Consider the following 21,750-nt stretch of genomic DNA (forward strand, 5'->3'; position numbering starts at 1 on the left):
CGCGCGCTCGGCGACGGTGGCACAGCGGGGGAGAGGGTGTTTCGTGCCCTCAGAGGGCCTCGGAGGCCCTCAGAGGGCAGCAGCGATGACGCTTCGTCTCCGTGTGCGTCTCGTGGTACGTCCCGTCCACGCGGACGTCAGGTCTTCCGCGTGGACGTCAGACGGCTGGAACCGATGCGCTGCACACGCGCAGCAGGTCGATGTGCAGACGTCTGGTCAGGACGCGGGGCCGGGGCCGGGGCGTGGACAGGAGAGGGCGCCGACTGCTGTTCCTCTCACCGACCGCCCTGGACATGTCCACCAGCCCTGCCGTCGAGGCCCGTTGCATCCGGGGCCGCGCTTGCCCCGCCGCCGCGGCGGGACCCGGTCGTCACCCGGGGCACCCCGTCGCGGAGGAAGGGTTGCCTGCCAGCGGGCCGGGGCCGATGACCTGCTCGGGCAGGAACCCTGCCGGGCGGGCGCTGACAATCGTGACCGTCTCGGGAAGTCTGGGTCCGGGTGCCCGGCGCCGTCAAGAAGGCGGGAGAACTCGTGGCCGGGAAGCGGAACAGAAGGCGGGGCCCGGCGGTTGTGCCTGGGAGAGACGGACGGCGAGGCACGTACGGAGATGTGAGCACGCCCATGATCCACGGGCGTTGCGCACCGCTCCGGCCTCACGTAACGTCCCGAGCAGGTTACGAGTGTCAGCGTCAAGCCCTGGCTTGCTGACCGGCAACCCTCCCACGCGGCGGGGTGCTCCAGGTGAGGACCAGGCGGGCCCGATCAGGGCTCCGCAAGCGCGAGACCGGCGAGGCCCCCGGCCCGCCGGGCCGGAAGGGCGGAGGTGGGGGACGTGCCAGTGGCACCGCCCATGTTGTCCGCGTCGTCCGCACCCCGTGTCAAGGTGATCGCGCCGAGCCCGCGGGTGCATCTGTACTCCCGGCCGCACATCGATCTGCAGCGCGTCGCCGGCGCGCTCTGTTGTTCCTGACCCGTCACCCCGCCGCCGCACCCTCGGAGCCGAGGGGCCGGTGATCTCGTACGGTCGATCAGGAAGGCACACCTTTCGTGTCGTCATCACCTTCTTTGCCCCATTCGTCACCTTCGTCTACTCCCTCTGCCCCGCTCCACCTCGCCGTCGCGCTGGACGGCGCGGGCTGGCACCCGGCCGCCTGGCGTGAACCGGTGGCCCGGCCCGCGGAGTTGCTGACCGCCGGATACTGGACCGACCTGGTCACCGAGGCCGAACACGGACTGCTTGACTTCGTGACGATCGAGGACGGGCTCGGGCTCCAGTCCTCGCACTTCACCGAACCCGACGGACGCACCGACCAGGTGCGCGGACGGCTCGACGCCGTCCTCATCGCCGCCCGTGTCGCCCCCCTGACCCGCCACATCGGCCTCGTGCCGACCGTGGTGACCACCCACACGGAGCCCTTCCACATATCCAAGGCGATCGCCACGCTGGACTACGTGAGCACGGGCCGCGCGGGTGTACGGGTCCAGGTGTCCGCGCGCCGCAACGAGGCCGCGCACTTCGGACGCCGCACGCTTCCCGCCCTCGACGCCGTCGAGGACCTCGGCAGGCCGGACGTACGGGAGTTGACCCTCGACCTCTTCGACGAGGCGGCCGACTACGTGGAAGCCGTGCGCCGGCTCTGGGACAGCTGGGAGGACGACGCGGAGATCCGGGACGTCGCCACCGGCCGCTTCATCGACCGCGACAAGCTGCACTACATCGACTTCGAGTCCAAGCACTTCAGCGTCAAGGGCCCCTCGATCACGCCCCGGCCACCGCAGGGGCTGCCCGTGGTCAGCGCGCTCGCCCACGAGACCCCGACCGAGGCCCCGTTCCGGCTCCTGGGCCGCTCCGCCGACATCGGATACGTCACCCCGCGCGACGCCGGGCACGCCCGCGCCATCGTTGCCGCGGTCCGCGCCGAGCAGGACGCGGCCGGGCGCACCGGCGAGCGCCTGCACCTCTTCGGCGACCTGGTGGTGTTCCTCGACGACGACCCGGCCGCCGCCGCGGCACGCCGGGAGCGGCTGGACGCCCTCGCCGGTCACCCGTACACCAGCGACGCGCGCGTCTTCACCGGCACGCCCGTGCAACTGGCAGATCTGTTGCAGGAGTTGGGCGAGTCGGGGCTCACCGGATTCCGGCTGCGCCCCGCCGTCGTCGGGCACGACCTCCCGGCGATCACCCGGGGTCTGGTGCCCGAACTCCAGCGCCGCGGCGCCTTCCGGCACGCGTACGAGGCCGACACCCTGCGCGGCCTCCTCGGCCTCGCTCGCCCCGCGAACCGCTACGCCGCCACCGCCTGAGCCGGAAGGAATCCCGACATGAGCAAGTCACCGGACAAGCCGCTCAAGCAGATCCACCTCGCGGCGCACTTCCCCGGCGTCAACAACACCACCGTATGGAGCGACCCCGAAGCCGGAAGCCACATCGAGTTCAGCTCCTTCGCGCACTTCGCACGCACCGCCGAGCGCGCCAAATTCGACTTCCTGTTCCTCGCCGAGGGCCTGCGGCTGCGCGAACAGGGCGGACAGATCTACGACTTGGACGTCGTCGGCCGGCCCGACACCTTCGCCGTACTCACTGCGCTCGCCGCCGTCACCGAGCGCCTCGGCCTGACGGGCACCATCAACTCCACCTTCAACGAGCCCTATGAAGTGGCCCGCCAGTTCGCCAGCCTCGACCACCTCTCCGGCGGGCGCGCCGCCTGGAACGTAGTGACCTCCTGGGACGCCTTCACCGGCGAGAACTTCCGCCGCGGCGGATTCCTCCCGCAGGAGGAGCGGTACTCCAGGGCGAAGGAATTCCTCAGCACGGCGGGCGAACTCTTCGACTCCTGGCGCGGCGACGAGATCGCCGCCGACCGGGAGAGCGGCACCTTCCTGCACGACGCCAAGGCGGGAGCCTTCGTCCACCAGGGGCAGCACTTCGACATCCAGGGGCAGTTCAACGTCCCGCGCAGCCCCCAGGGGCGACCGGTGATCTTCCAGGCCGGCGACTCCGAGGAGGGGCGCGAGTTCGCCGCCGAAGGCGCGGACGCGATCTTCAGCAGGTACAGCACGCTCAAGGAAGGCCAGGCGTTCTACACGGACGTCAAGGGGCGCCTCGCCCGCCACGGGCGCACGCACGACCAGCTGCTCATCCTGCCCGCGGCGACGTTCGTCCTCGGGGACACCGACGCCGAGGCGGAGGAACTCTCCCGGGAGGTGCGGCGCAAGCAGGTCAGCGGCGCAACCGCGATCAAGCACCTGGAGTTCGTCTGGAACCGCGACCTCTCCGCGTACGACCCGGACGGCCCGCTGCCCGACATCGATCCGGACGTCGGCGAGCACACCATCGCCCGCGGGCGCGCCCAGGTGCGGATGTACCGCGACCCGCTGGCCACCGCGCGCGAGTGGCGTGAGCTCGCCGCCGCGAACAAGTGGTCCATCCGCGACCTCGTCATCGAGACCGGCAACCGCCAGTCCTTCGTCGGCTCCCCGGCCACCGTCGCCGAGACGATCAACTCCTTCGTCCAGGCCGACGCGTCCGACGGCTTCATCCTCGTCCCGCACATCACCCCGGGCGGCCTCGACGCCTTCGCCGACACCGTGGTCCCGCTGCTCCAGGAGCGCGGCGTGTTCCGCACCGAGTACGAGGGCACCACCCTGCGCGACCACCTCGGGCTCGCTCACCCTGACGCCGGGGCGAGTGACCCCGAGCCCGCGTTCGTACCCACGCCCGTGCCCGCGTCGGCCGACCACTGAGGAGGACCACCCACATGCCTGCCATCCCTCTCGGCGTCCTCGATCTGGTTCCGGTCTCTTCCGGCTCCACCGCGAGTGCGGCGCTGCACAACTCCATCGACCTGGCCCGGCGGACCGAGCAATTCGGTTACTCCCGCTATTGGTTCGCCGAGCACCATCTCAATCCGGGCGTGGCCGGCACCTCGCCCGCTGTCGTCCTCGCCCTGACCGCCGCCGCCACCTCGACGATCCGGCTCGGCGCAGGTGCCGTACAGCTCGGTCACCGCACCGCCCTCGCCACGGTCGAGGAGTTCGGCCTGATCGACGCGCTGCATCCCGGACGCCTGGACCTGGGGCTCGGCCGCTCCGGCGGCAAGCCGCCCGCCGCGCCGGCCGCCGCGCCGCCCTCCGCGACGCCGGTCGTCGACGGCCGCGCCCCCAACGGGCTGCGGATCCCGCCCCGGTTCTCCTACGAGCACCTGCTCGGCTCACCCCGCGTCGCCCTCCAGCGCAAACTGCTCCAGCAGCCCAATGCCACATCCCAGGACTACGGGGAGCAGATCGACGACATCCTGGCGCTCCTCGCGGGTACCTACCGGTCCGAGGACGGCATCGAAGCGCATGTCGTCCCCGGTGAGGGCGCCGACATCCAGGTGTGGATCCTGGGCAGCAGCGGCGGGCAGAGCGCGGACGTGGCGGGGCGCAACGGCCTGCCCTTCGCCGCGAATTACCACGTCAGTCCGGGCACGGTGCTCGAAGCCGCGGAGGGGTACCGCGCCGCGTTCAAGCCCTCCGACGTACTCGACAAGCCCTACGTCAGTGTCTCGGCGGACGTCGTCGTCGCCGAGGACGACGAGACCGCCCGCGAACTCGCCGCGGGCTACGGCCCCTGGGTCCGCAGCATCCGCACGGCCGAGGGCGCCATCCAGTTCCCCACGCCGGAAGAGGCACGCGCGCACCACTGGACCGACGCGGACCGCGCCCTGGTCCAAGACCGCACCGAGACCCAGTTCACCGGCTCCCCGGGGCGCGTCGCGGACCTCCTGGAACAGCTCCAGGAAGCCACCGGCGCCGACGAGTTGCTCATCACCACCATCACCCACGGCCACGCCGACCGGGTGCGCTCCTACGAGCTGCTGGCCGAGGAGTGGCGGCGCAGGTGACAGGACCGTCCGCCGGGCGCCCCCACGCCCGGCGGACACCAGGCGTCACGCGGGAGTCACACGGGAGTCGCACGGGAGACGACTGCCGGGATACGAGACGATGCTGTCCACATGGCGGAACCCGCTTGTCGGTGACACGGCGCCCCGGTCAGGATGCACGCATGAACCCCGCCCTCGTATCCCGCCGCCACGTGGACCTTCTGCGTGTCTCGGGGATGCTGTGTCGGGTCACCTCCTGTTGTCGCGCGGCCTGTTGCTGAGCGCTCCACCGAGCCTGAGCACCCCTTCGCCCCGCTGACGGCAACGCTACGCCGCTGACGACATCACACGCCGCTGACGGCGCCCTCGCGGCGACCGGCGGCCGTCGCCGCTCCTGAATTCTCCCTCCCGGACACATCCCTGGCCTCCAGGGCAGCCGGCCACACCCCCGCGCCCGGCGCGAGGGGCGGGGCCGCCCGTGTCCGCTCCCCTCCGAGGTGCCCCAGCATGTCCTCCCCTGCCGCCCCCGTGCTGCACTGGTTCCTGCCCACCGGCGGCGACGGCCGCGACCCCGGCGGAGTCACCGCCGTCCAGGGCCGTACCGCCACCGCCACCCGACGCGACGCCGACCTCGGCTATCTCGCCCAAGTCGCCCGCGCCGCCGAGCAGTCGGGATTCGCCAAGCTGCTGACCCCCGTGGGGCTCGGCTGCGTGGATCCCTGGGTGCTGACCCCGGCGCTCGCCGCGGTCACCGAGCGGATCGGGTTCCTCGTGGCCTTCCGCGCGGGCCTGGCCCGGCCCACGCTCATCGCCCAGCAGGCCGACACCTTCCGCCGCCTGTTCGGCGACCGCATCGCCCTGAACGTGGTCACCGGCGGAGACCCGGCCGAGCAGCGGGCGTACGGCGACCATCTGCCCAAGAACGAGCGCTACGTCAGAACCGCTGAACTCATGCAGGTCGTAAGGGAGTTGCTAGACGGCAAGCCCGTTGACCTGGACGGCCGGCACGTGCGGGTGGAGGGCGCCCGCCTCGACACGCCCGCCACGGATTCGCCCGTCCCCCTCTACTTCGGCGGCGCGTCACCGGAGGCCGAGGACGTCGCGGCACGCCACGCCGAGGTGCAGCTCCTGTGGGGCGAGCCCCCGGCCGCGCTCGCCGAGCGCATCATCAGGGTGCGGGAGAAGGCCGCACGGCTCGGCCGCACCCCGCGCTTCGGTCTGCGGTTGCACGTCATCACCCGCGACACCGCCGCCGAGGCATGGGCGGAAGCCGACCGCATCCTCGCCGGGCTCGACCCCGAGGCGGTCCGCGCATCGCAGGAGCGCTTCGCCCGCATGGACTCCACCGGCCAGGCCCGGATGACCGCCCTGCACGGCGGCTCGGCGGAGAACCTGACCGTCGCCCCCAATCTGTGGGCAGGCATCGGCCTCGTACGCGAAGGCGCGGGCACCGCCCTGGTCGGCTCGCACGACGAGGTCGCCCGGCGGCTGAACGAATACCGGGGCCTGGGCATCGACGAGTTCGTGTTGTCCGGCTATCCGCACCTGGAAGAGGCCTACCGGGTCGGCGAAGAAGTCGCCCCCCGGCTGAAGGCACTCGCGGAGGCGGCGGCGTGACTCTGCTGAAGAACACCGGGACTTCGAAGAACACCGGGACAACGAAGAGCACCGGGATACCCGGCGCGCCCCTGCCGGTGGCGGAACCGGGTCGCGCACGGCGTACGTGGGTCACCGCCGCCGCCCTGCGCTGGACGGCGCTGCGTCTGGTGGCCCTCGCCGTGCTCGTCGCGGCCTGGCAGGCGGTGGTCGCGGCAGGGGTCTGGCCGCGCGTCCTTGTCCCGTCGCCGGGCGACGTGTGGCACGCGTTCGTCCAGGCGTCGACCGTCCACGACGGAGTGCGCGGCTACAGCGGCCACCTCCTCCTGGAGCACCTGGGCGTCTCCCTGCGCCGCATCGGCATCGGCACCGCGTACGCGGCCCTCGCCGGGATCCCGCTGGGCCTGCTCATCGGGGTGATCAAACCGCTCGCCGTGGTCCTGGAACCGGCGGTCACCTTCCTCAGGACGCTGCCGCCGCTCGCGTACCTCTCCCTGCTCGTCATCTGGTTCGGCATCGACGAGACCCCCAAGATCTGGCTGCTCGTCATCGCCGCGCTGCCGCCCATCGCGGCGGCGACCGCCGCGGCCGTCCGCGGGGTGCCCGGCGATCTCGTGGAGGCCGCGCGGGCCCTCGGCGCCGGGCCCGTGGCGCTGCTCCTGTCCGTGCGGCTGCCCGCCGCCCTGCCGGAGATCCTCACCGGCGTGCGGATCGCGGTCGGTATCGCGTACACCTCGGTCGTCGCGGCGGAAACGGTCAACGGCGTGCCCGGCATCGGCGGCATGATCCGCGACGCCCAGCGCTACAACCAGACCGACGTCGTCATCGCCGGGATCATCGCCATCGGAATCTCCGGGATCCTCCTCGACGCCCTGTTCAAAGGGGTGGAGCGGATCGCCGTGCCGTGGCGCGGCCGCGTCTGAGACCCGCCCTCCCCGTCCCTCCCGCGTCCCCCGTCCCTCCCTACTCCCCATCTCTCCGTACGAAGGAACCGCCGTGCCCTCTCATCTCCGCCGCATCGCCCTGCCCGCCGCCGCGACCGCCCTGGTGGCCCTGACCGCGACCGCCTGCGGCGATGGCGCCGACGCCGCCACCGGGGGCGGCAAGACACAGGTGCGCATCGCCTACCAGTCGATACCCAACGCCGATCTCGTGGTGAAGAACCACAAGCTGCTGGAGAAGGCGCTGCCCGACGCCGAGGTGAAGTGGGTGAAGTTCGACTCGGGCGCCGACGTCAACACCGCCGTCATCTCCGGGGCGGTGGACTTCGCCCTGGCCGGCTCCAGCCCCGTCGCCAAGGGACTTTCCGAGCCGCTGGACATCCCGTACAAGGTGCTGTGGATCCATGACCTGATCGGCGAGAACGAGGCGCTCGTCGCCAAGAAGGGCATCTCGTCCGTCAAGGCGCTCAAGGGCAAGAAGATCGCCACGCCCTTCGGATCCACCTCCCACTACTCGCTCCTTGCGGCACTGGAGTCGGCCGGTCTCAAGGCCTCCGACGTGAAGCTCGTCGACCTCCAGCCGCAGGACGCGTTCTCCGCGTGGCAGCGTGGGGACATCGACGCCGCGTACGTGTGGACGCCCTCGCTCACCGAGCTGAAGAAGGACGGGAAGGTCCTGGTCACCAGCCGCGAGATCGCCGAGCAGGGTAAGCCCACCGCCGACCTGGGCGTGGTGACCGAGGACTTCGCGGCCAAGCACCCGAAGATCGTGGACGCCTGGCTCAAGGCGGAGGACCAGGCCGTGAAGCTCGCCAAGAGCGACCCGGACAAGGCGGCCACCGCCATCGGCGCCGAACTGAACCTGAGCCCCGCCGACGCCAAGAAGCAGCTCGCCCAACTGGTGCTGCTCACCGCGAAGGAGCAGCAGGGAGCCGAGTACATCGGCAAGCCCGGCGCTCCGGGCAAGCTGGCCGGGAGCCTGCACGACGCGGCCGGGTTCCTCAAGGCGCAGAAGGCCATCGACGCGGTTCCCGCCCGCTCGGCCTTCGAGAAGGACCTCGCCGTGAAGGAGCTCTCCCGTGTCGCGGGCTGAGGTCGCTGAGACGGCACCCGGCGGCCAACTGCCGCAATCCGACATTGAGTTGGCGGGTGTCAGTGTCCGCTTCGGTCCGGCCAAGGCCGCGGTGACGGCGGTGTCGGACGTGTCCCTGACCGTGGAGCCCGGCGAGTTCGTGGTCCTCGTCGGCCCGTCCGGGTGCGGCAAGACGACACTGCTGCGCCTGGTGGCGGGCTTCGAGAGGCCCGCCACCGGCACGGTGGAGGTGCGCAGGAAGGTGGGCGTCGTCTTCCAGCAGCCGCGCCTGTTCCCCTGGCGCACGGTCGGCGGCAACCTCTCCTTCGCCCTGGCCCGCCACGGTGTCGTACGGGCCGAACGAGCAGCCCGCGTCGCGGAGTTGCTGGCCCTGGTGGGGCTGCCCGGCATGGCGGGGCGGCGCACCTGGGAGCTCTCCGGGGGACAGCAGCAGCGCGTGGCGATCGCGCGGGCCCTGGCCGCCGAACCGCAGGTCCTCCTCATGGACGAGCCCTTCGCCGCGCTGGACGCGCTCACCCGCGAACGCCTCCAGGAAGAGGTCAGGACCCTCGCCGCCGTCACGGGCACCACCGTCCTGTTCGTCACGCACTCCGCGGAGGAGGCCGTGCTACTCGGCTCCCGGGTCCTGGTGATGGCGGCGGGGCCGGGGCGCGTGATCGACGAGGTGGCGGTCCCGCTGCCGCGCGAGGCGGCGACCGACGTGGCCGCCCTGCGCGGCACCCCTCGGTTCGCCGCCCTGCGCGCGGAACTGGCGGAGGCCACGAGGGAGGCGGCGACCGCCTAGCGGGGCCGCCCCGTGCGGTCCTGGTGGCCTCAGCCGTTCCGGCCTCCGAGCACGATCGTCCGCGCGATGTCCAGGGTGAGCCGCTGCCACGGGTCCCGTGGATCGCGGGACGTGATGTCGCGGACGCGGCGCAGGCGGTAGCGCACGGACTGGGGGTGGAGGTGCAGTGCACGGGCCGCGGCGTTGGCGGAGCCGGTGTCGATGTACGCGGTGAGGGCTTCCAGGAGGTGGCGCTGTGCGTTGTCGACGAGGGGGCCGAGGACGGTGCGGCCGATCTGGTCGGGGCTCGCCACGGGGTGGCCCGCGAGCAGTGCGAGGACGTGTGCGTCGGCGTCGGTCAGGACCCGGTCGGGGCGGTGGGCGTGCGGGGGAGCGGTGTCCAGGGCGCCCGCGGCGAGCCGGTGGGCGATCGCGACGCGGTCCAGGCTCTCGCCCGAGATCACGCAGCCGCGCCAGGCGTGGCGGCGCAGGACCTCCGGTACGGCGTCGGCGGACACAACCGGAACGAGCAGTACGGCCCGCGAACCGTGCGTCGTCGCCAGGGACGTCCCGCGCGCCCCGCCGCCGCCCAGGGACGCGAGCAGCGCCGTCGAGGTGGTGAGGGAGATGTCGGACGGGGTGCCGTCCGGGGCGGTGGCATCCGCCGGTTCCGCTGGTTCCGCGAGCTCCGCCGGTTCAGCGGGTTCTGCCACCAGGAGGCTGTAGCGCTCGGGGAGTTGCACGCCCAGACGTGAGGCCCGCGCGCCGAGTGCACCCAGCGAGGCGTGCCGGCCCGCGATCAGGTCGTCGAGCAGCAGCTGGAGTGATCTGTCGCGGTCCCCCGAGAGGCGCTCGCTGGTGGCCGCGTACGCCGTCGTCATCTCTTCGGAGATGGTGTCCATGGCGGTGAGCAGGAGCTGTGCGAGGGCGAAGGCGTCCTGCGCGGACAGCTGGGGCGCGCGGGCGGCGACCTCGTCCGCGAGTACGGCGGCGGCCACCCGGTAGGCGCGCAGGACGGCCTGCAGGGGGCGGCCGTCCGCCGCCCGCGCCGCCGCGATGCCGCGGAAGCGCCGCAGATCGGCGGGGTCGATCGCACCGTCCGTGGCCCAGTGGTCCAGGAGGCGGTCCGTCGCCCAGGCCGCGATGGCCCGCACCTCGGGGAACCGGCTGCCGTCGAGCGCCGTGTAGGCCGGAACCTGTTCGTGCACCGCGTCGACGATCGCCTCGACCAGACGCGGGTCGGCCAGGAGTTCCTGCCGGACGAGTTCCCGCTTGTTTGTCACAAGGTGATAGTCCCATCGGAAAAGGGTGCGTACGACCATGGACGGGGCTTGTCACTGTGGCAAGGATCGTCGGGTAGAGAGTGCTGTCCCACGCAGTCTCATCACGCAGTCTCACGGCCACCGGACGGGACCACCACATGACGACGACGCCGAACTGGGCGGACTTCCAGTACGAGATCTATCTCAACGGTATGACGGGCGCCGTACCCCGCCTTCCCACCGATCTGACCCGCCTCGAGGAGCTGACCGAGCAGCGGCTCGGTCCCGGCCCCGTCGGCTATGTCTCCGGGAGCGCGGGCAACGGCAGCACCGCCCGCGCCAACCGCGAGGCACTGGAGCGGCGCCGCATCGTGCCGCGCATGCTGCGCGACGTACACGAACGCGATCTGTCCGTGGAGGTGCTCGGCCACCGGCTGCCCGCGCCGCTCGCCCTCGCACCTGTCGGCGTCCTGTCGATCATGCACCCGGAGGGCGAGTCCGCCGCCGCCCGCGCGGCCGCGGCCCGCGGCGTCCCGTACATCCTGTCCTCGGCCTCCAGCACCCCCATGGAGCAGGTCGCCAAGGAGATGGGGGACGCGCAGCGATGGTTCCAGCTGTACTGGGCCAAGGACCGTGACGTCACCAAGAGTTTCTTGGACCGGGCCAAGGCCGCGGGCTTCACGGCGCTCGTCGTCACGCTCGACACCCCGCTCCTCGCCTGGCGGCCGCGCGACCTCGACCAGGCGTATCTGCCGTTCCTGCACGGCGTGGGCACCGCCAACTACTTCAGCGACCCGGCGTTCCAAGCCGGGCTCGCCAAGCCGGTGCACGAGGACCCGAACGCGGCCGTGATGCACTTCGTCGGCATGTTCGCCGATCCCGCGAAGACCTGGCCGGACCTGGCGTTCCTGCGCGAGAACTGGGACGGCCCGATCGTGCTCAAGGGCATCCTGCACCCGGACGACGCGCGCCGCGCCGCCGACGCCGGCATGGACGGCGTGGTGGTCTCCAACCACGGCGGGCGCCAGGTCGCGGGCTCCGTCGCGGCGGCCGACGCGCTGCCCCGCGTGGTGGAGGCGGTCGGCGACCGGCTCAGCGTCCTGTTCGACAGCGGCATCCGCACCGGTGACGACATCTTCAAGGCGCTCGCGCTCGGCGCCGAGGCCGTGCTCGTGGGACGGCCGTACGCCTACGGGCTCGGCCTCGACGGCCAGGCGGGCGTCGACCACGTGATCCGCTGCCTGCTCGCCGAACTCGACCTCACCCTGGGCCTGTCCGGCCACGCCGGACCCGCCACCCTCACCCCCGACGACCTGATCGAGGAGACCGCATGACCGCCGTGAAGAACGTCCTCGCCATCGTCTCGCCCCACGTGGGCGGCCGCGCGGCGGGAGGCGCCCTCGCCGGGCTGCTTCCCGGATCGGCGCACGTCACCGTCGTCGAGTCGGCCGACGAGGACCCCGCGGCCCTGCGCACGGCAAACGTCATCATCACCGGCCTCGCGCCCGTCACCGCCGAGCACATCGCCGCAGCCCCGGACCTGGAAGTCGTCCAGTGCGCGAGCCACGGCTTCGACTACGTGGACCTGGACGCGGCCCGCGCACGCGGCATCCACGTCTGCTCGATCGGCTCCAGCGGCGCCGAGAAGCAGAACGTCGCCGAGCAGACCTTCGCCCTCATGCTGGCCCTCGCCAAGCAGCTGATCCCGGCGCACACCGCCCTCACCGAGGCCGACTGGGCGCTGCCCCGCCTCCAGCAGTCCATCACGGAGCTCTCCGGCAAGACGCTCGGCATCGTCGGGCTCGGTCACATCGGCGAGGAAGTGGCCCGCCGCGCGGTCGTGTTCGACATGACCATCGTCTACGCAGGGCCGAGGCCGGCGGCAGCGGAGACGGAGGCCCGGCTGGGCGGCGCGCGCCACGTCGAACTCGACGAACTCCTGCGCACCTCCGACTACGTCAGCCTGCACGCCCCGCTCACGCAGGACACCCGCCACCTCCTGGACGCCGAGCGTCTGGCTCTCCTGAAGCCGACGGCCTTCGTCGTCAACACCTCGCGGGGCGCGCTCATCGACCAGGACGCCCTCGCCGACGCGCTGACGGCCGGCACGCTGGCCGGGGCGGGCATCGACGTCTTCGACCCCGAACCGCCCACGGCCGCCCTGCGTCTGCTCAAGGCGCCGAACGTGGTGCTCTCCCCGCATGTCGCGGGCGTCACCCGCGAGACGCTCGTGCGCATCGGTCTCGCGGCGATCCAGAACGTCGTGGGCCACCTGGAGGGCAAGCCGCTGGGCGACGTCGTCTCCTGACGCCGCATCAGCCAGCGGTTGTGGCAGCGTGCCTCAGGCCGCCGCTGCCACAACCGATGGCCGTGATCTACCAGATCGCCCCGACCCACTCGGGGTGGTCGACGAACGGGTTGCGGTTGTGCTGGAACTGGTCGTAGATGACGTCGTTGCGGTTCTTCTCGAAGGCGTCCGGCGGGTCCTCGTCGCTCCACTGCTTGAGCACGGACAGGCGCCCGATGGCGGGGGCGCTGCCGTTGGAGACCTTGTCGTTGGGCTCGAGGTCGGCGAAGCCGTCCTCGCCGTCGTAGCGCACGGCCATGTAGAGGATCATGCGGGCCACGTCGCCCTTGACGGCGTCACGGGGCTCGAAGGAGTCCGAGTCGGTGTTGTTGCCCGGCGCCTCGCCGACCGCGCTGCCGCCGTTGTCGAAGTCCTTGTTGCCGCGGATGCTGTTGACCGAGACATCCTCCGGGCGCAGGTGGTGGATGTCGGTGCCGGGGCCGGTCGAAGTACCGAAGTCACCGTGGGACTTGGCCCACACGTGCTCACGGTTCCACTGGTCCGGGTCGCCGCCGTTGCTGTCCTTGCTCTGCGAGCGGCCGGTGTAGAGCAGGATCACGTTGCCGCTGTTGTCCGGGTCCTGGTCGGTGACCTTGAGCGCGTCCCAGACCTGGGAGTACGACAGCTTGGTCTGGTCGCTGATGATCGTGTGCAGGGCGCTCTTCAGCTCCGGGCCGGTCTTGCCGAGCGCGTCCTTGTAGTACGTGTCGTCATAGGCGCCGGCGGCTGCCGCGGACGGAGTGGGGTCCGTGGTCGCGGCGTCGGCGGCGGCCGGGACGGTGATCCCGACGAGAAGTGCGGCGGCCGTCATGGCCAGCGGTTTCCAGCGGCGTATGTGAGGGACGGGCATGTGGGGGTGTCCTCTCCCGGAGGCTCGCGCGGCGCGGATCCTTCCAACAGGACCAGCGTTCTACGCGAGTTGACAAGTGGGTCAACCGGGAGAGTGGCACGGGCGGGCACATCACTGTATGAACGTTGCGCGTCGGTACTGTGACGATGTCGTGGACACGACATGCGCGGCGAATGGGTCGATCTCATGACGGGTGCACACCATCGAGCACGGCGGCGACCGTACGACGGGCGAAGTCCTCGTCCAGCGGCAGGCGGCGGAAGACCGCGCGCAGCCAGACCGCACCGGCGAGCAGGTCCATCAGGAGCATCGTGTCGGTGCCGGACGGCAGTTCGCCGCGCGCGACGGCGCGGTCGATCACTGACTGCTCGCGCGCGAGGCGGTCGGCGAAGAAGCCCCGGGTGTAGTCGGCGAGCCCCGGATCGCCGACTGCCGCTCCCAGCACCGCCCGGGCCGCCGCGCCCGAGGGCTCTGTGGTCAGCAGCCTGACGAGACTGTCGACGAGGTGCTCCAGATCGCCGCGGAGATGCCCGGTGTCGGGGACGGGCAGATCCAGGAGCGGTGCGTCGATCAGGGCGGCCCCGAGGAGCGCGGACTTGGAGGGCCACCAGCGGTAGATCGTCGTCTTGTTGACGCCGGACTCCTCCGCGATGCCCTCGATCGTCATGGACTCGAAGCCGTCACGCGCCAGGGCCCGCAGGGTGGCGTCGAAGATCTGCTGCCTGCGGCGCGGGCCGCCTCCCGGGGCGGTGGTGGACTGCGGGCGGGGGTTCGTCGTCATGTCCCGGAGCCTAATGCAACACAACGGTGCGTTGCATACGGACGGTTGGCGAGCTACGGTCGCTGAAGTGCAACGCTCCGTTGCATTTGTAGGGAGGGGCATCATGCGGCAGGAACTACTCACGGGCGGGGCAGGGGAGTTGGGCGCGGCCGGCTCCGGAGGGCCGGATGCCGCCGGGACGGTCGCCCGGCTGCGCGCGACCTTCGACGCGGGCCGGACCCGGCCGGCTGCGTGGCGCCGCGGGCAACTGCGTGCCCTGCGCGCGCTGCTGACCGAACAGGCGCCCGCGCTCACCACGGCACTCGCCGCCGACCTCGGCAAGAGCCCGGTGGAGACGCACACTTCGGAGCTGGGCTTCGTCGTCAACGAGATCGACCACACGCTGCGCCATCTGGAACGCTGGCTGCGCCCGCGCCGCGTCCCGGTCCCCCTGATGCTGCGCCCGGCCCGGGCGCGGACGGTGCGCGAACCGCTCGGCGTGGTCCTGGTCATCAGCCCGTGGAACTACCCGGTGATGCTGGGACTCGCGCCGCTGGTGGGTGCCCTGGCCGCCGGGAACTGCGCCGTGCTCAAGCCGAGCGAACTGGCACCGGCGACCTCCGCCGCGCTGGCCCGCCTCCTGCCCCGCTACCTGGATCCGGACGCCGTCGCGGTCGTCGAGGGGGCCGCGGAGCAGACCGGACACCTCCTGGAGCAGCGCTTCGACCACATCCTCTACACCGGCAACGGCACCGTGGGCCGCATCGTGATGGCCGCCGCCGCCCGCCACCTCACCCCCGTCACCCTGGAACTGGGCGGCAAATGCCCGGTCCTTGTCGAGCCGGGCACCGACCTGGCCGCCGCCGCGCGACGGATCGCCTGGGGCAAGTTCCTCAACGCGGGCCAGAGTTGCACCGCCCCCGACCACGTCCTGGCCATCGGCGGCACGGCGGGACCGCTGGCCGACCACCTCGCCGACGCGATCACGTCGATGTACGGCACGGACCCGGCACGCAGCCCCGACTACGGCCGCATCATCAACGACCGCCATTTCGACCGGCTCACCGCCCTCCTCGGGCACGGACGCCTGGTCACCGGCGGCACCCACGACCGCGCTTCGCGCTATCTCGCGCCCACCGTGGTCGCCGACGTCGACCCCGCCGCCCCTGTGATGACCGAGGAGATCTTCGGCCCCGTACTGCCGGTCCTTTCCGTGGCCGACCTGGACGCGGCCATCGCCTTCGTCAACGCCCGGGCCAAGCCGCTCGCCCTCTACGCCTTCACGCCCCACCGGGAGACCCGGCAACGGCTGCTCAGGGAGACATCGTCGGGCGCGGTCGGCTTCGGACTCCCCAACGCCCATCTGACCCTGCCCGGCCTGCCGTTCGGCGGCGTGGGCGAGAGCGGCTTCGGCAGCTATCACGGCCAGTACTCGATCGAGACCTTCAGCCACACGAAGGCGGTCCTCGACAAACCGCTGTTCCCCGACCCCGTCCGGGCCCTCTACCCGCCCTTCACGGCGGCCGGGGAGCGACTGATCCGCCGCTTCATGTGACCCGGGCCGGTCGACAAGGGCCGGTCTGCAGGGGCCGGGCTACATGGGCCTGACAGTGAGGATCTGTTGTGCGTGGCCGACCGGGCCGTTGACGTCGTGCAGGACGGTGCTGGTGATGCCCTGGCCGGTGGGGCCGAACGTCACCGTGGTGTCGAGCCCGGTCCAGCGGCCCTCCGGCTGGCGGTGCAGGTGCACGGTGAGGTCGACGTTGGGGAACATCCACTCGGTGGGCGACTGGCGTACGGCGATGCCGTTGGCGGTGTCGACGAGCGCGACGTACGACGCGAGGGGGCTCGCGGTCTGCCCGGCGACGAGATCGAGAGGGGTGGAGATCCAGGCGGTTGTACGGCCGGGCTGCGGGGGAGCGACCGGGCGGACGTCCACGGAGGCGATGTACCCGCCCGGCCACACGGAAGCCATGTGCCAGGGAGCGAGTTCCCCGGGCGGGGTGAGCCTGTCCGCACCGCCGCCCGCTACGGCACCGGTGTCACCGGAGGCGAGGAGCCAGGCCCTGGCCCGCACCACCGGGCGGTCGGCCATGAGCACGACGGCCTCGATCAGTTCGATGGTGCGGCCGGGCCGGACGGTCTCCACCCGGATCTCGCACTCGTCGAGTGCGAGGCGCCCGAGGATGTCGAAGCTGATCCGGGCCATGACGAGACCGTTGTCCGGCCGGTCGGCCAGGTACCGGTCGATGGCGTGCACGATGAGCCCGCCGAGCGGACTGAAGTGCATCTCGTCCGTGTCCCAGGCACCGCCGGCGTGGGGCGTGGGCTTGTAGCGCCGCTCGTCGATGGGCTCGAAGTAGCTGCCGGTGTTCAACGGGGTCCCTCTCGGCCTTGCGGGTGCGGAACGGGTCGGCCACGGGCTGCTGAGCTGTCCGGGGTCCGGTATCCGAAGATCGTACTGGCCGGAGTCGAGGGCGGGGCGGATGGCTGTCGAGGGCGGGGCGGACGGCTAATTCAGCCCGTTGAGGTAGTGCTCCCCGATGTCGCGCAGGCGGTGCTCGGCGGAACTGCGGGCCGTCAGGGCGCGGGCATTGCGCCAGAACCTGTCGAGGCCGGGGTCGGCCGAAGGGGAGGGCGCTGGCGTGTCGGCGGTGAGTTCGAGGACGCGGGTGGTGATGTGCAGGGCGGCCTTGGCGGTGACCGCTTCGGCCGCGCCCACCAGGAACGCGATGTCGGCCCGTTCGCCGGCGCCGAGCGCGGCCCCCGTCTCCAGGCCCCTGGCCAACGCGTCCGTCGCGCGCTCGACCACCGCTGCGGCCGTGTGCGCCGCCGTCGCCAACTCCCCGTAGGCGAGCAGCAGATAGGGGTCCGTGGGCGGCGGCCCGCAGTCCGCGCCGGTGTCGAGAGCCCCGACCAGGGCGGGGCGTGGCAGGGCGCGGCTGATGTCGCGGGCCTCGGACAGTGCGCCCTCCGCGTTGCCCAGACCGACCTGGACGAGCAGGAGGCGGCGGGTCAGCGGTGCGAGCGCGGTGAACGGCGAGATCTCGTGCTCGTCGACGGGGACCGTGCCGAGCACCTGGTGAGCGGCGATCGGTACGTCGTCGTAGCTGACGGCGCCCGCGCCGCTGAGGCGCTGGCCCAGCAGGTCGTGCGCGGGTTCGGTGGAGACGCCGGGGTGGGCCGGGTTCACGTGGACGACCACCCATTCGCCGCTGTCCGTGCGCCGCGCCGTGTGGACGAGCCGGTCCGCGACGGCGACGCCCGCGGTCAGGGGCCGCCGACCGTGCAGGACATAGCCGTCCGCGGCCGGTGTCAGGGCCAGGTCGGTGCCCGTCTGCGCGTCCGGCAGGTCGATATCGCCGCCCCAGAGCCACTGCTCGTGCGCGGCGCGCAGTTCGAGCGCGGCGGCGTTCTCCGGCGCGGCGAAGAGGCGCGGGCTCCACGACAGGGAGTGGTGGTGTGCGAGGAGTTCGGCGATGGAGCTGTCCGCCGCCGCGATGTCCCTGACCGCCGTACACGCCGTGCGCCAGTCGCTGCCCCGGTCGTCCGCGCCGTCCGTGCCCTTCGGTCCGTCCTGGGCGGACGGGGTCAGGAGCGCGGGCAGTCCTGCCTCGCGCAGCCGCGAGACCTCGTCGAACGGGGGCTTGCCCGCCCGGTCGCGCAGGTCCGCGTCGACCGCGAGGTCGTCGGCGAGCTCCCGGACGACGCGCGGCGAGGCGGAAGAGGACAGCGTTGTCACGGGACGCCTCACAGTTTCCTAGTTTCCCTACCTGATTGATAGGAATATTGGTCACGAACTCCTGACGCGGCAAGAGGGTGTTCAAGGGGCGGACGGCCGCGTCTCGTTGTATGGGACTCCGAAGGGTGGACGGCCGGGGGTCTGCTCCGCCGATCTCCCTGGGGGCGCACCGAAATTCGGTTCCGGAACCGCGGTCCGGATGCCTAGCATCCGACCATGCCAAGACCTTCTGGATTCACCTACGAGCAGCACTCCGACGCCGGCGTGAGCATTACCCACCAGGGCCGCGCGGCCGGGACGCTGCGCGGTGCGCGGGCCGAGAAGTTCCTCGCCGAGGTCGAGTCGGGCGATGCCCAGCTGGTGATGGCCCGCTGGACGGGCGCGTACAAGCACGGCAATGAGCGCACCGCACGCAACCACCCGCGCAACCGGCGTTGATCGCGCGGTTGTGGGCGGTGGGGGAGATGCCCTGCCACGACGGCCTGTACCGGCCGGACGACACCGGCCTCGCGGTGCACGTGGAGGGGCCGGGGGCCTATCACCCGGACGCCGGGCAGCCGATCCCCTTCCGTCTCGGAGAGCCGATCGACGTCCTTGAGGCTGTAGAGGAGTACGGCGTCACCGAGGCGGATCCCTGCTTCGAGAGCCCGCTGCCCGACGGAGCGGGGTGGGTGTCCGGCGGTGGCGGCGGCATGGGCAACATCGGCTATCTCGCCCGGCTCGACGCCGACCGCTCCCTGCGGTGGGTCGCCTTCATGTTCTGCTCCAACCCGTTCCGGGCCGTGCGGTACGAGGGAACGTCCGCCGTCTTCGTCAACGACTGGGGGAACGAGCTGTGCCTCGACCTCATGCGGCCCGCTCTTCTCCGAGGCGTCAAGGGTTCGTCCAGGCCGCCGGGTCCGCGGCAAGCTCCGTGACGGGGGTCGGCAGTTCGGCGCCCGCGACATCGGCCAGCGATACGCCCTCAAGGATCTGGCGCACGTTCGCCCGCAGCGCGATCCACAAAGGGAGCAGTGATTCCGCCGGCCCGCTGTAGGCAAGCTCCGGAGGGCGCACTCCGCGTACCGACACCAGAGGGCCCTCCACGACCCGGATGACGTCGGCGATGCTGATGCCCGCGGCGGGCCGGGCCAGGCGGTAGCCGCCGTTGCCGCCGCGCTGGCTGAGGACGAGACCGCCGCGCCGCATGTCGTTGAGGATGCCCTCGAGGAACTTGTGCGGGATCTCCTGGGCGTCGGCGATGGCCTCGGCCTTCAGCGGCCCGTCGTCCTGGCACGCGGCGAGTTGCAGCGCGGCACGTACCGCGTAGTCCGCCCTGGCTGAGATCCGCATGGCCGCATTATGCTGCACCGCCCGGAACGGAACGTATCGCCCCTGGTCATGGGGTGATGTCGCCGGGAGCTGACCCGTGGGCGGCCGGTCGGGCGGCGCGGATCTCAGCCAGCCGCTCCGTGACACCCCGGATCGAGGAGCCGGCCGGCGCCGGGCTCATTGCAGGGTCGCGAAGCCGGGCTCATTGCAGGGTCGTGAAGCGGGCGGGCAAGGGCTTGCCACGCTTTCGGCGGGCGACCATGCTCCTGGACATGACCGCGATGACCTTCCTCGTCCCGCGGCTCCACGTAGACCTGGGCCGCCTCGCATCCGCGGCGTGTCGTCTGCGCGTGGCCTGACCGCCGCCTTCATCTTCTGCCGCTGCCGCTGCCGCTGCCGCTGCCGCCGCGCGGGTAGTTGACCTTCCCTTTCTCTCCACCTCTTCTTCGCGTCCTCACGGGCCCGGCCCCGTCCGGACGGCGATGCCATCCGCGCTGCCCTGCGGCGCGCCCGCTCCTCTCCGTTCCGAGCACACCTCACGTCCGCCTCACCGAACCCGCCGAAGGGGCCTCCATGACCTCCGCATCCGCACCCGCACTGGCCACCCCCACCCTCACCGTCCAGAAAGTGAACGGCCGCATCGGCGCCGTCCTGTCCGGAGTCCGTCTCGGCGGTGACCTGGACGAGGCGACCGTGGCCGCCGTGCGCGCCGCGCTGCTCGAGCACAAGGTCGTCTTCTTCCGCGACCAGCAGCACCTCGACGCGGAGAGCCACGAGGCCTTCGCCCGCCTGCTCGGCACCCCCGTCGCCCACCCCACCGTGCCTTCCGTGGACGGCCGTTACGCCCTGGGCATCGACAACGAACGCGGCGGCCGCGCCAACCAGTGGCACACGGACGTCACCTTCGTGCCCGCGTACCCGGCGTTCTCCATCCTTCGCGCCGAGGTCATCCCGCCGTACGGCGGCAACACCCTGTGGTCCAACACCGCCGCCGCGTACCAGGACCTGCCCGAGCCGCTGCGCATCCTCGCCGACAGCGTGCGCGGCGTGCACACCAACGACTACGACTACGCCGCCACCCGCCCCGGCGCCTCCTCGGCGGCGCTCGAACAGCACCGCAAGGTCTTCACCGCGGTCAAGTTCCAGACCGAGCACCCCGTGGTCCGCGTCCACCCCGAGACCGCTGAACGCACCCTGATCCTGGGCAACTTCCTGCAGAAGCTCAGCGGGTTCACGGGCGCCGACTCCCGCGCCCTGATCGGCGTACTGCAGTCGCACGTGGAGCGCCCGGAGAACACGGTGCGCTGGCAGTGGCGCGCGGGTGACGTCGCCATCTGGGACAACCGCGCCACGCAGCACTACGGAGTCGACGACTCCGACGACCACGAGCGCACCCTGCGCCGCGTCACCATCGACGGCGATGTGCCGGTCGGCGTCGACGGCCGCCGCTCGGTGCTTCTCGCCCCGCAGTCGGTGCCGGAGCCCGTGCACGGAATCGCCTCCGGCGCCTCCGCCGACGGCGTGGTCGCGGAGGGGGAGTCCGGTGTCCCCTTCGGCCAGGATTCGGCACGCCTTCAATAAACCTGCACATCGAATGCGCAGCCCAGTCACGCTATTCGGCGTCCGCTGCACATAGCGCTCTTGTGTATTGACCACAGAACTTGCGTTTTGGTGCGCGTGTGTCCGCTTTGTTGGAAGGAGTCCTTCCGCTCGCGGGATTTCCGTCTGTGAATATTGTGAAGGAGCTGCTCCCGGGCGGTGAACATGCCTGCACGCAGCGGTGATTCGTCGTCGCAAGTGCTGTGGGGCGTCGCCTCGTCGATTGGATGTGCGACGTGCGAACGTGCTTTGATCCTGGCCACCGCGGAATTCGCACCCCGGATTCCGCAGTGTTGGAAACACCTTTGCAACATTCATGAGAAGGGCAGCTCACACCATGAACTACACCCCCCAGGTCGAGACCCTCGAGATTTCCGACGCCGACCTCGACAACGTCTCCGGTGGCCTCGTCGCCGGTGTCGCGGGCAACGTCACGGACACCGTTGACTCCATCGCCCCGGTCTCGGGCGTCGTCGGCGGCGTCCTCGGCACGGTCGAGGGTGCCACCGGCCTCAACACCGGCGCCGTCACCGGCCTCGCCGGCGGCCTGACCGCCGGTCTCTGAGCATCCAGCTCACTGAGACGCCATGATTCGCGAGCCCCGGAACCATTGGTTCCGGG

The 21,750-nt window shown here is 71.6% G+C and carries 21 protein-coding genes and 2 riboswitches; of the genes, 15 read left to right on the plus strand and 6 right to left on the minus strand.

Features of this window, described 5'->3' with window-relative positions; all coding sequences use genetic code 11:
• Window positions 1-331: 331 nt before the first annotated feature.
• Window positions 332-476, minus strand: a riboswitch (SAM riboswitch).
• A 196-nt stretch (window positions 477-672) separates the two neighbouring features.
• Window positions 673-785, plus strand: a riboswitch (SAM riboswitch).
• Window positions 786-850: 65 nt separating this feature from the next.
• The 8 genes from ACWFR3_RS21410 to ACWFR3_RS21445 all read left to right on the plus strand — a co-directional run bounded on the left by ACWFR3_RS21410 (window position 851) and on the right by ACWFR3_RS21445 (window position 9,279).
• Window positions 851-970, plus strand: coding sequence for a putative leader peptide (locus tag ACWFR3_RS21410; RefSeq protein WP_453736205.1), 120 nt, complete (start codon window positions 851-853; stop codon window positions 968-970).
• A gap of 95 nt (window positions 971-1,065) precedes the next feature.
• A complete protein-coding gene (locus ACWFR3_RS21415) occupies window positions 1,066-2,304 on the plus strand; it encodes an LLM class flavin-dependent oxidoreductase (protein ID WP_453736179.1) in 1,239 nt (412 codons plus the stop codon).
• Between the two features lie 18 nt (window positions 2,305-2,322).
• Window positions 2,323-3,744, plus strand: a complete 1,422-nt coding sequence (locus tag ACWFR3_RS21420) for an NtaA/DmoA family FMN-dependent monooxygenase (protein WP_453736180.1) — start codon at window positions 2,323-2,325, stop codon at window positions 3,742-3,744.
• Window positions 3,745-3,758: 14 nt separating this feature from the next.
• Entirely contained in the window at window positions 3,759-4,886 is a 1,128-nt protein-coding gene (locus ACWFR3_RS21425) for an LLM class flavin-dependent oxidoreductase (protein WP_453736181.1), read from the plus strand.
• 486 nt (window positions 4,887-5,372) lie between these two features.
• Window positions 5,373-6,482: an LLM class flavin-dependent oxidoreductase gene (locus ACWFR3_RS21430; RefSeq protein WP_453736182.1), complete on the plus strand. Its 1,110-nt coding sequence runs from the start codon at window positions 5,373-5,375 to the stop codon at window positions 6,480-6,482.
• A gap of 56 nt (window positions 6,483-6,538) precedes the next feature.
• Window positions 6,539-7,384: an ABC transporter permease gene (locus ACWFR3_RS21435; RefSeq protein WP_453736206.1), complete on the plus strand. Its 846-nt coding sequence runs from the start codon at window positions 6,539-6,541 to the stop codon at window positions 7,382-7,384.
• A 73-nt stretch (window positions 7,385-7,457) separates the two neighbouring features.
• Window positions 7,458-8,495 carry a taurine ABC transporter substrate-binding protein gene (locus ACWFR3_RS21440; RefSeq protein WP_453736183.1) on the plus strand — a complete coding sequence of 346 codons (1,038 nt, stop codon included), beginning with the start codon at window positions 7,458-7,460 and terminating at the stop codon, window positions 8,493-8,495.
• Window positions 8,482-9,279 (plus strand): ABC transporter ATP-binding protein, encoded by a 798-nt coding sequence (locus tag ACWFR3_RS21445; RefSeq protein WP_453736184.1) that lies wholly within the window; start codon window positions 8,482-8,484, stop codon window positions 9,277-9,279. The genes ACWFR3_RS21440 and ACWFR3_RS21445 overlap by 14 nt, the downstream gene beginning before the upstream one ends.
• A 29-nt stretch (window positions 9,280-9,308) precedes the next feature.
• Here ACWFR3_RS21445 and ACWFR3_RS21450 read toward each other — a convergent pair whose 3' ends face one another.
• Window positions 9,309-10,541: a PucR family transcriptional regulator gene (locus tag ACWFR3_RS21450; RefSeq protein WP_453736185.1), complete on the minus strand. Its 1,233-nt coding sequence runs from the start codon at window positions 10,539-10,541 to the stop codon at window positions 9,309-9,311.
• Window positions 10,542-10,678: 137 nt separating this feature from the next.
• Between ACWFR3_RS21450 and ACWFR3_RS21455 the strand changes: the two genes are divergently transcribed.
• Both ACWFR3_RS21455 and ACWFR3_RS21460 read left to right on the plus strand, forming a co-directional pair.
• Window positions 10,679-11,854, plus strand: coding sequence for a lactate 2-monooxygenase (locus ACWFR3_RS21455; RefSeq protein WP_453736186.1), 1,176 nt, complete (start codon window positions 10,679-10,681; stop codon window positions 11,852-11,854).
• Window positions 11,851-12,828: a 2-hydroxyacid dehydrogenase gene (locus ACWFR3_RS21460; protein WP_453736187.1), complete on the plus strand. Its 978-nt coding sequence runs from the start codon at window positions 11,851-11,853 to the stop codon at window positions 12,826-12,828. Before ACWFR3_RS21455 ends, ACWFR3_RS21460 begins: the two co-directional genes overlap by 4 nt.
• Before the next feature lie 67 nt (window positions 12,829-12,895).
• Here ACWFR3_RS21460 and ACWFR3_RS21465 read toward each other — a convergent pair whose 3' ends face one another.
• Window positions 12,896-13,717, minus strand: a complete 822-nt coding sequence (locus ACWFR3_RS21465; RefSeq protein WP_453736188.1) for an endonuclease I family protein — start codon at window positions 13,715-13,717, stop codon at window positions 12,896-12,898.
• Window positions 13,718-13,901: 184 nt separating this feature from the next.
• Complete coding sequence (locus ACWFR3_RS21470) at window positions 13,902-14,498, minus strand: TetR/AcrR family transcriptional regulator (RefSeq protein WP_453736189.1); 597 nt, start codon at window positions 14,496-14,498, stop codon at window positions 13,902-13,904.
• 103 nt (window positions 14,499-14,601) lie between these two features.
• On the opposite strand from ACWFR3_RS21470, the gene ACWFR3_RS21475 reads away from it, so the two are divergent.
• Window positions 14,602-16,032, plus strand: a complete 1,431-nt coding sequence (locus tag ACWFR3_RS21475) for an aldehyde dehydrogenase family protein (RefSeq protein ID WP_453736190.1) — start codon at window positions 14,602-14,604, stop codon at window positions 16,030-16,032.
• A gap of 39 nt (window positions 16,033-16,071) precedes the next feature.
• Here the strand turns inward: ACWFR3_RS21475 and ACWFR3_RS21480 are convergent, their stop codons facing one another.
• A complete protein-coding gene (locus ACWFR3_RS21480; RefSeq protein ID WP_453736191.1) occupies window positions 16,072-16,854 on the minus strand; it encodes a thioesterase family protein in 783 nt (260 codons plus the stop codon).
• A gap of 135 nt (window positions 16,855-16,989) precedes the next feature.
• Window positions 16,990-18,219 carry an acyl-CoA dehydrogenase gene (locus ACWFR3_RS21485; protein WP_453736192.1) on the minus strand — a complete coding sequence of 410 codons (1,230 nt, stop codon included), beginning with the start codon at window positions 18,217-18,219 and terminating at the stop codon, window positions 16,990-16,992.
• 216 nt (window positions 18,220-18,435) lie between these two features.
• On the opposite strand from ACWFR3_RS21485, the gene ACWFR3_RS21490 reads away from it, so the two are divergent.
• Together ACWFR3_RS21490 and ACWFR3_RS21495 are read left to right on the plus strand one after the other, a co-directional pair.
• Complete coding sequence (locus ACWFR3_RS21490; protein WP_453736193.1) at window positions 18,436-18,657, plus strand: hypothetical protein; 222 nt, start codon at window positions 18,436-18,438, stop codon at window positions 18,655-18,657.
• 26 nt (window positions 18,658-18,683) lie between these two features.
• A complete protein-coding gene (locus ACWFR3_RS21495) occupies window positions 18,684-19,136 on the plus strand; it encodes a hypothetical protein (protein WP_453736194.1) in 453 nt (150 codons plus the stop codon).
• Here the strand turns inward: ACWFR3_RS21495 and ACWFR3_RS21500 are convergent.
• Window positions 19,093-19,551, minus strand: a complete 459-nt coding sequence (locus ACWFR3_RS21500; RefSeq protein WP_365861120.1) for an RrF2 family transcriptional regulator — start codon at window positions 19,549-19,551, stop codon at window positions 19,093-19,095. The two genes, ACWFR3_RS21495 and ACWFR3_RS21500, sit on opposite strands and share 44 nt — an antisense overlap.
• A gap of 552 nt (window positions 19,552-20,103) precedes the next feature.
• On the opposite strand from ACWFR3_RS21500, the gene ACWFR3_RS21505 reads away from it, so the two are divergent.
• Window positions 20,104-21,111, plus strand: a complete 1,008-nt coding sequence (locus ACWFR3_RS21505; protein WP_453736195.1) for a TauD/TfdA dioxygenase family protein — start codon at window positions 20,104-20,106, stop codon at window positions 21,109-21,111.
• 355 nt (window positions 21,112-21,466) lie between these two features.
• Window positions 21,467-21,694: a type A2 lantipeptide gene (locus ACWFR3_RS21510; protein ID WP_453736196.1), complete on the plus strand. Its 228-nt coding sequence runs from the start codon at window positions 21,467-21,469 to the stop codon at window positions 21,692-21,694.
• Window positions 21,695-21,750 lie beyond the last annotated feature (56 nt).

This window comes from Streptomyces sp. NPDC055189 (assembly GCF_053606765.1).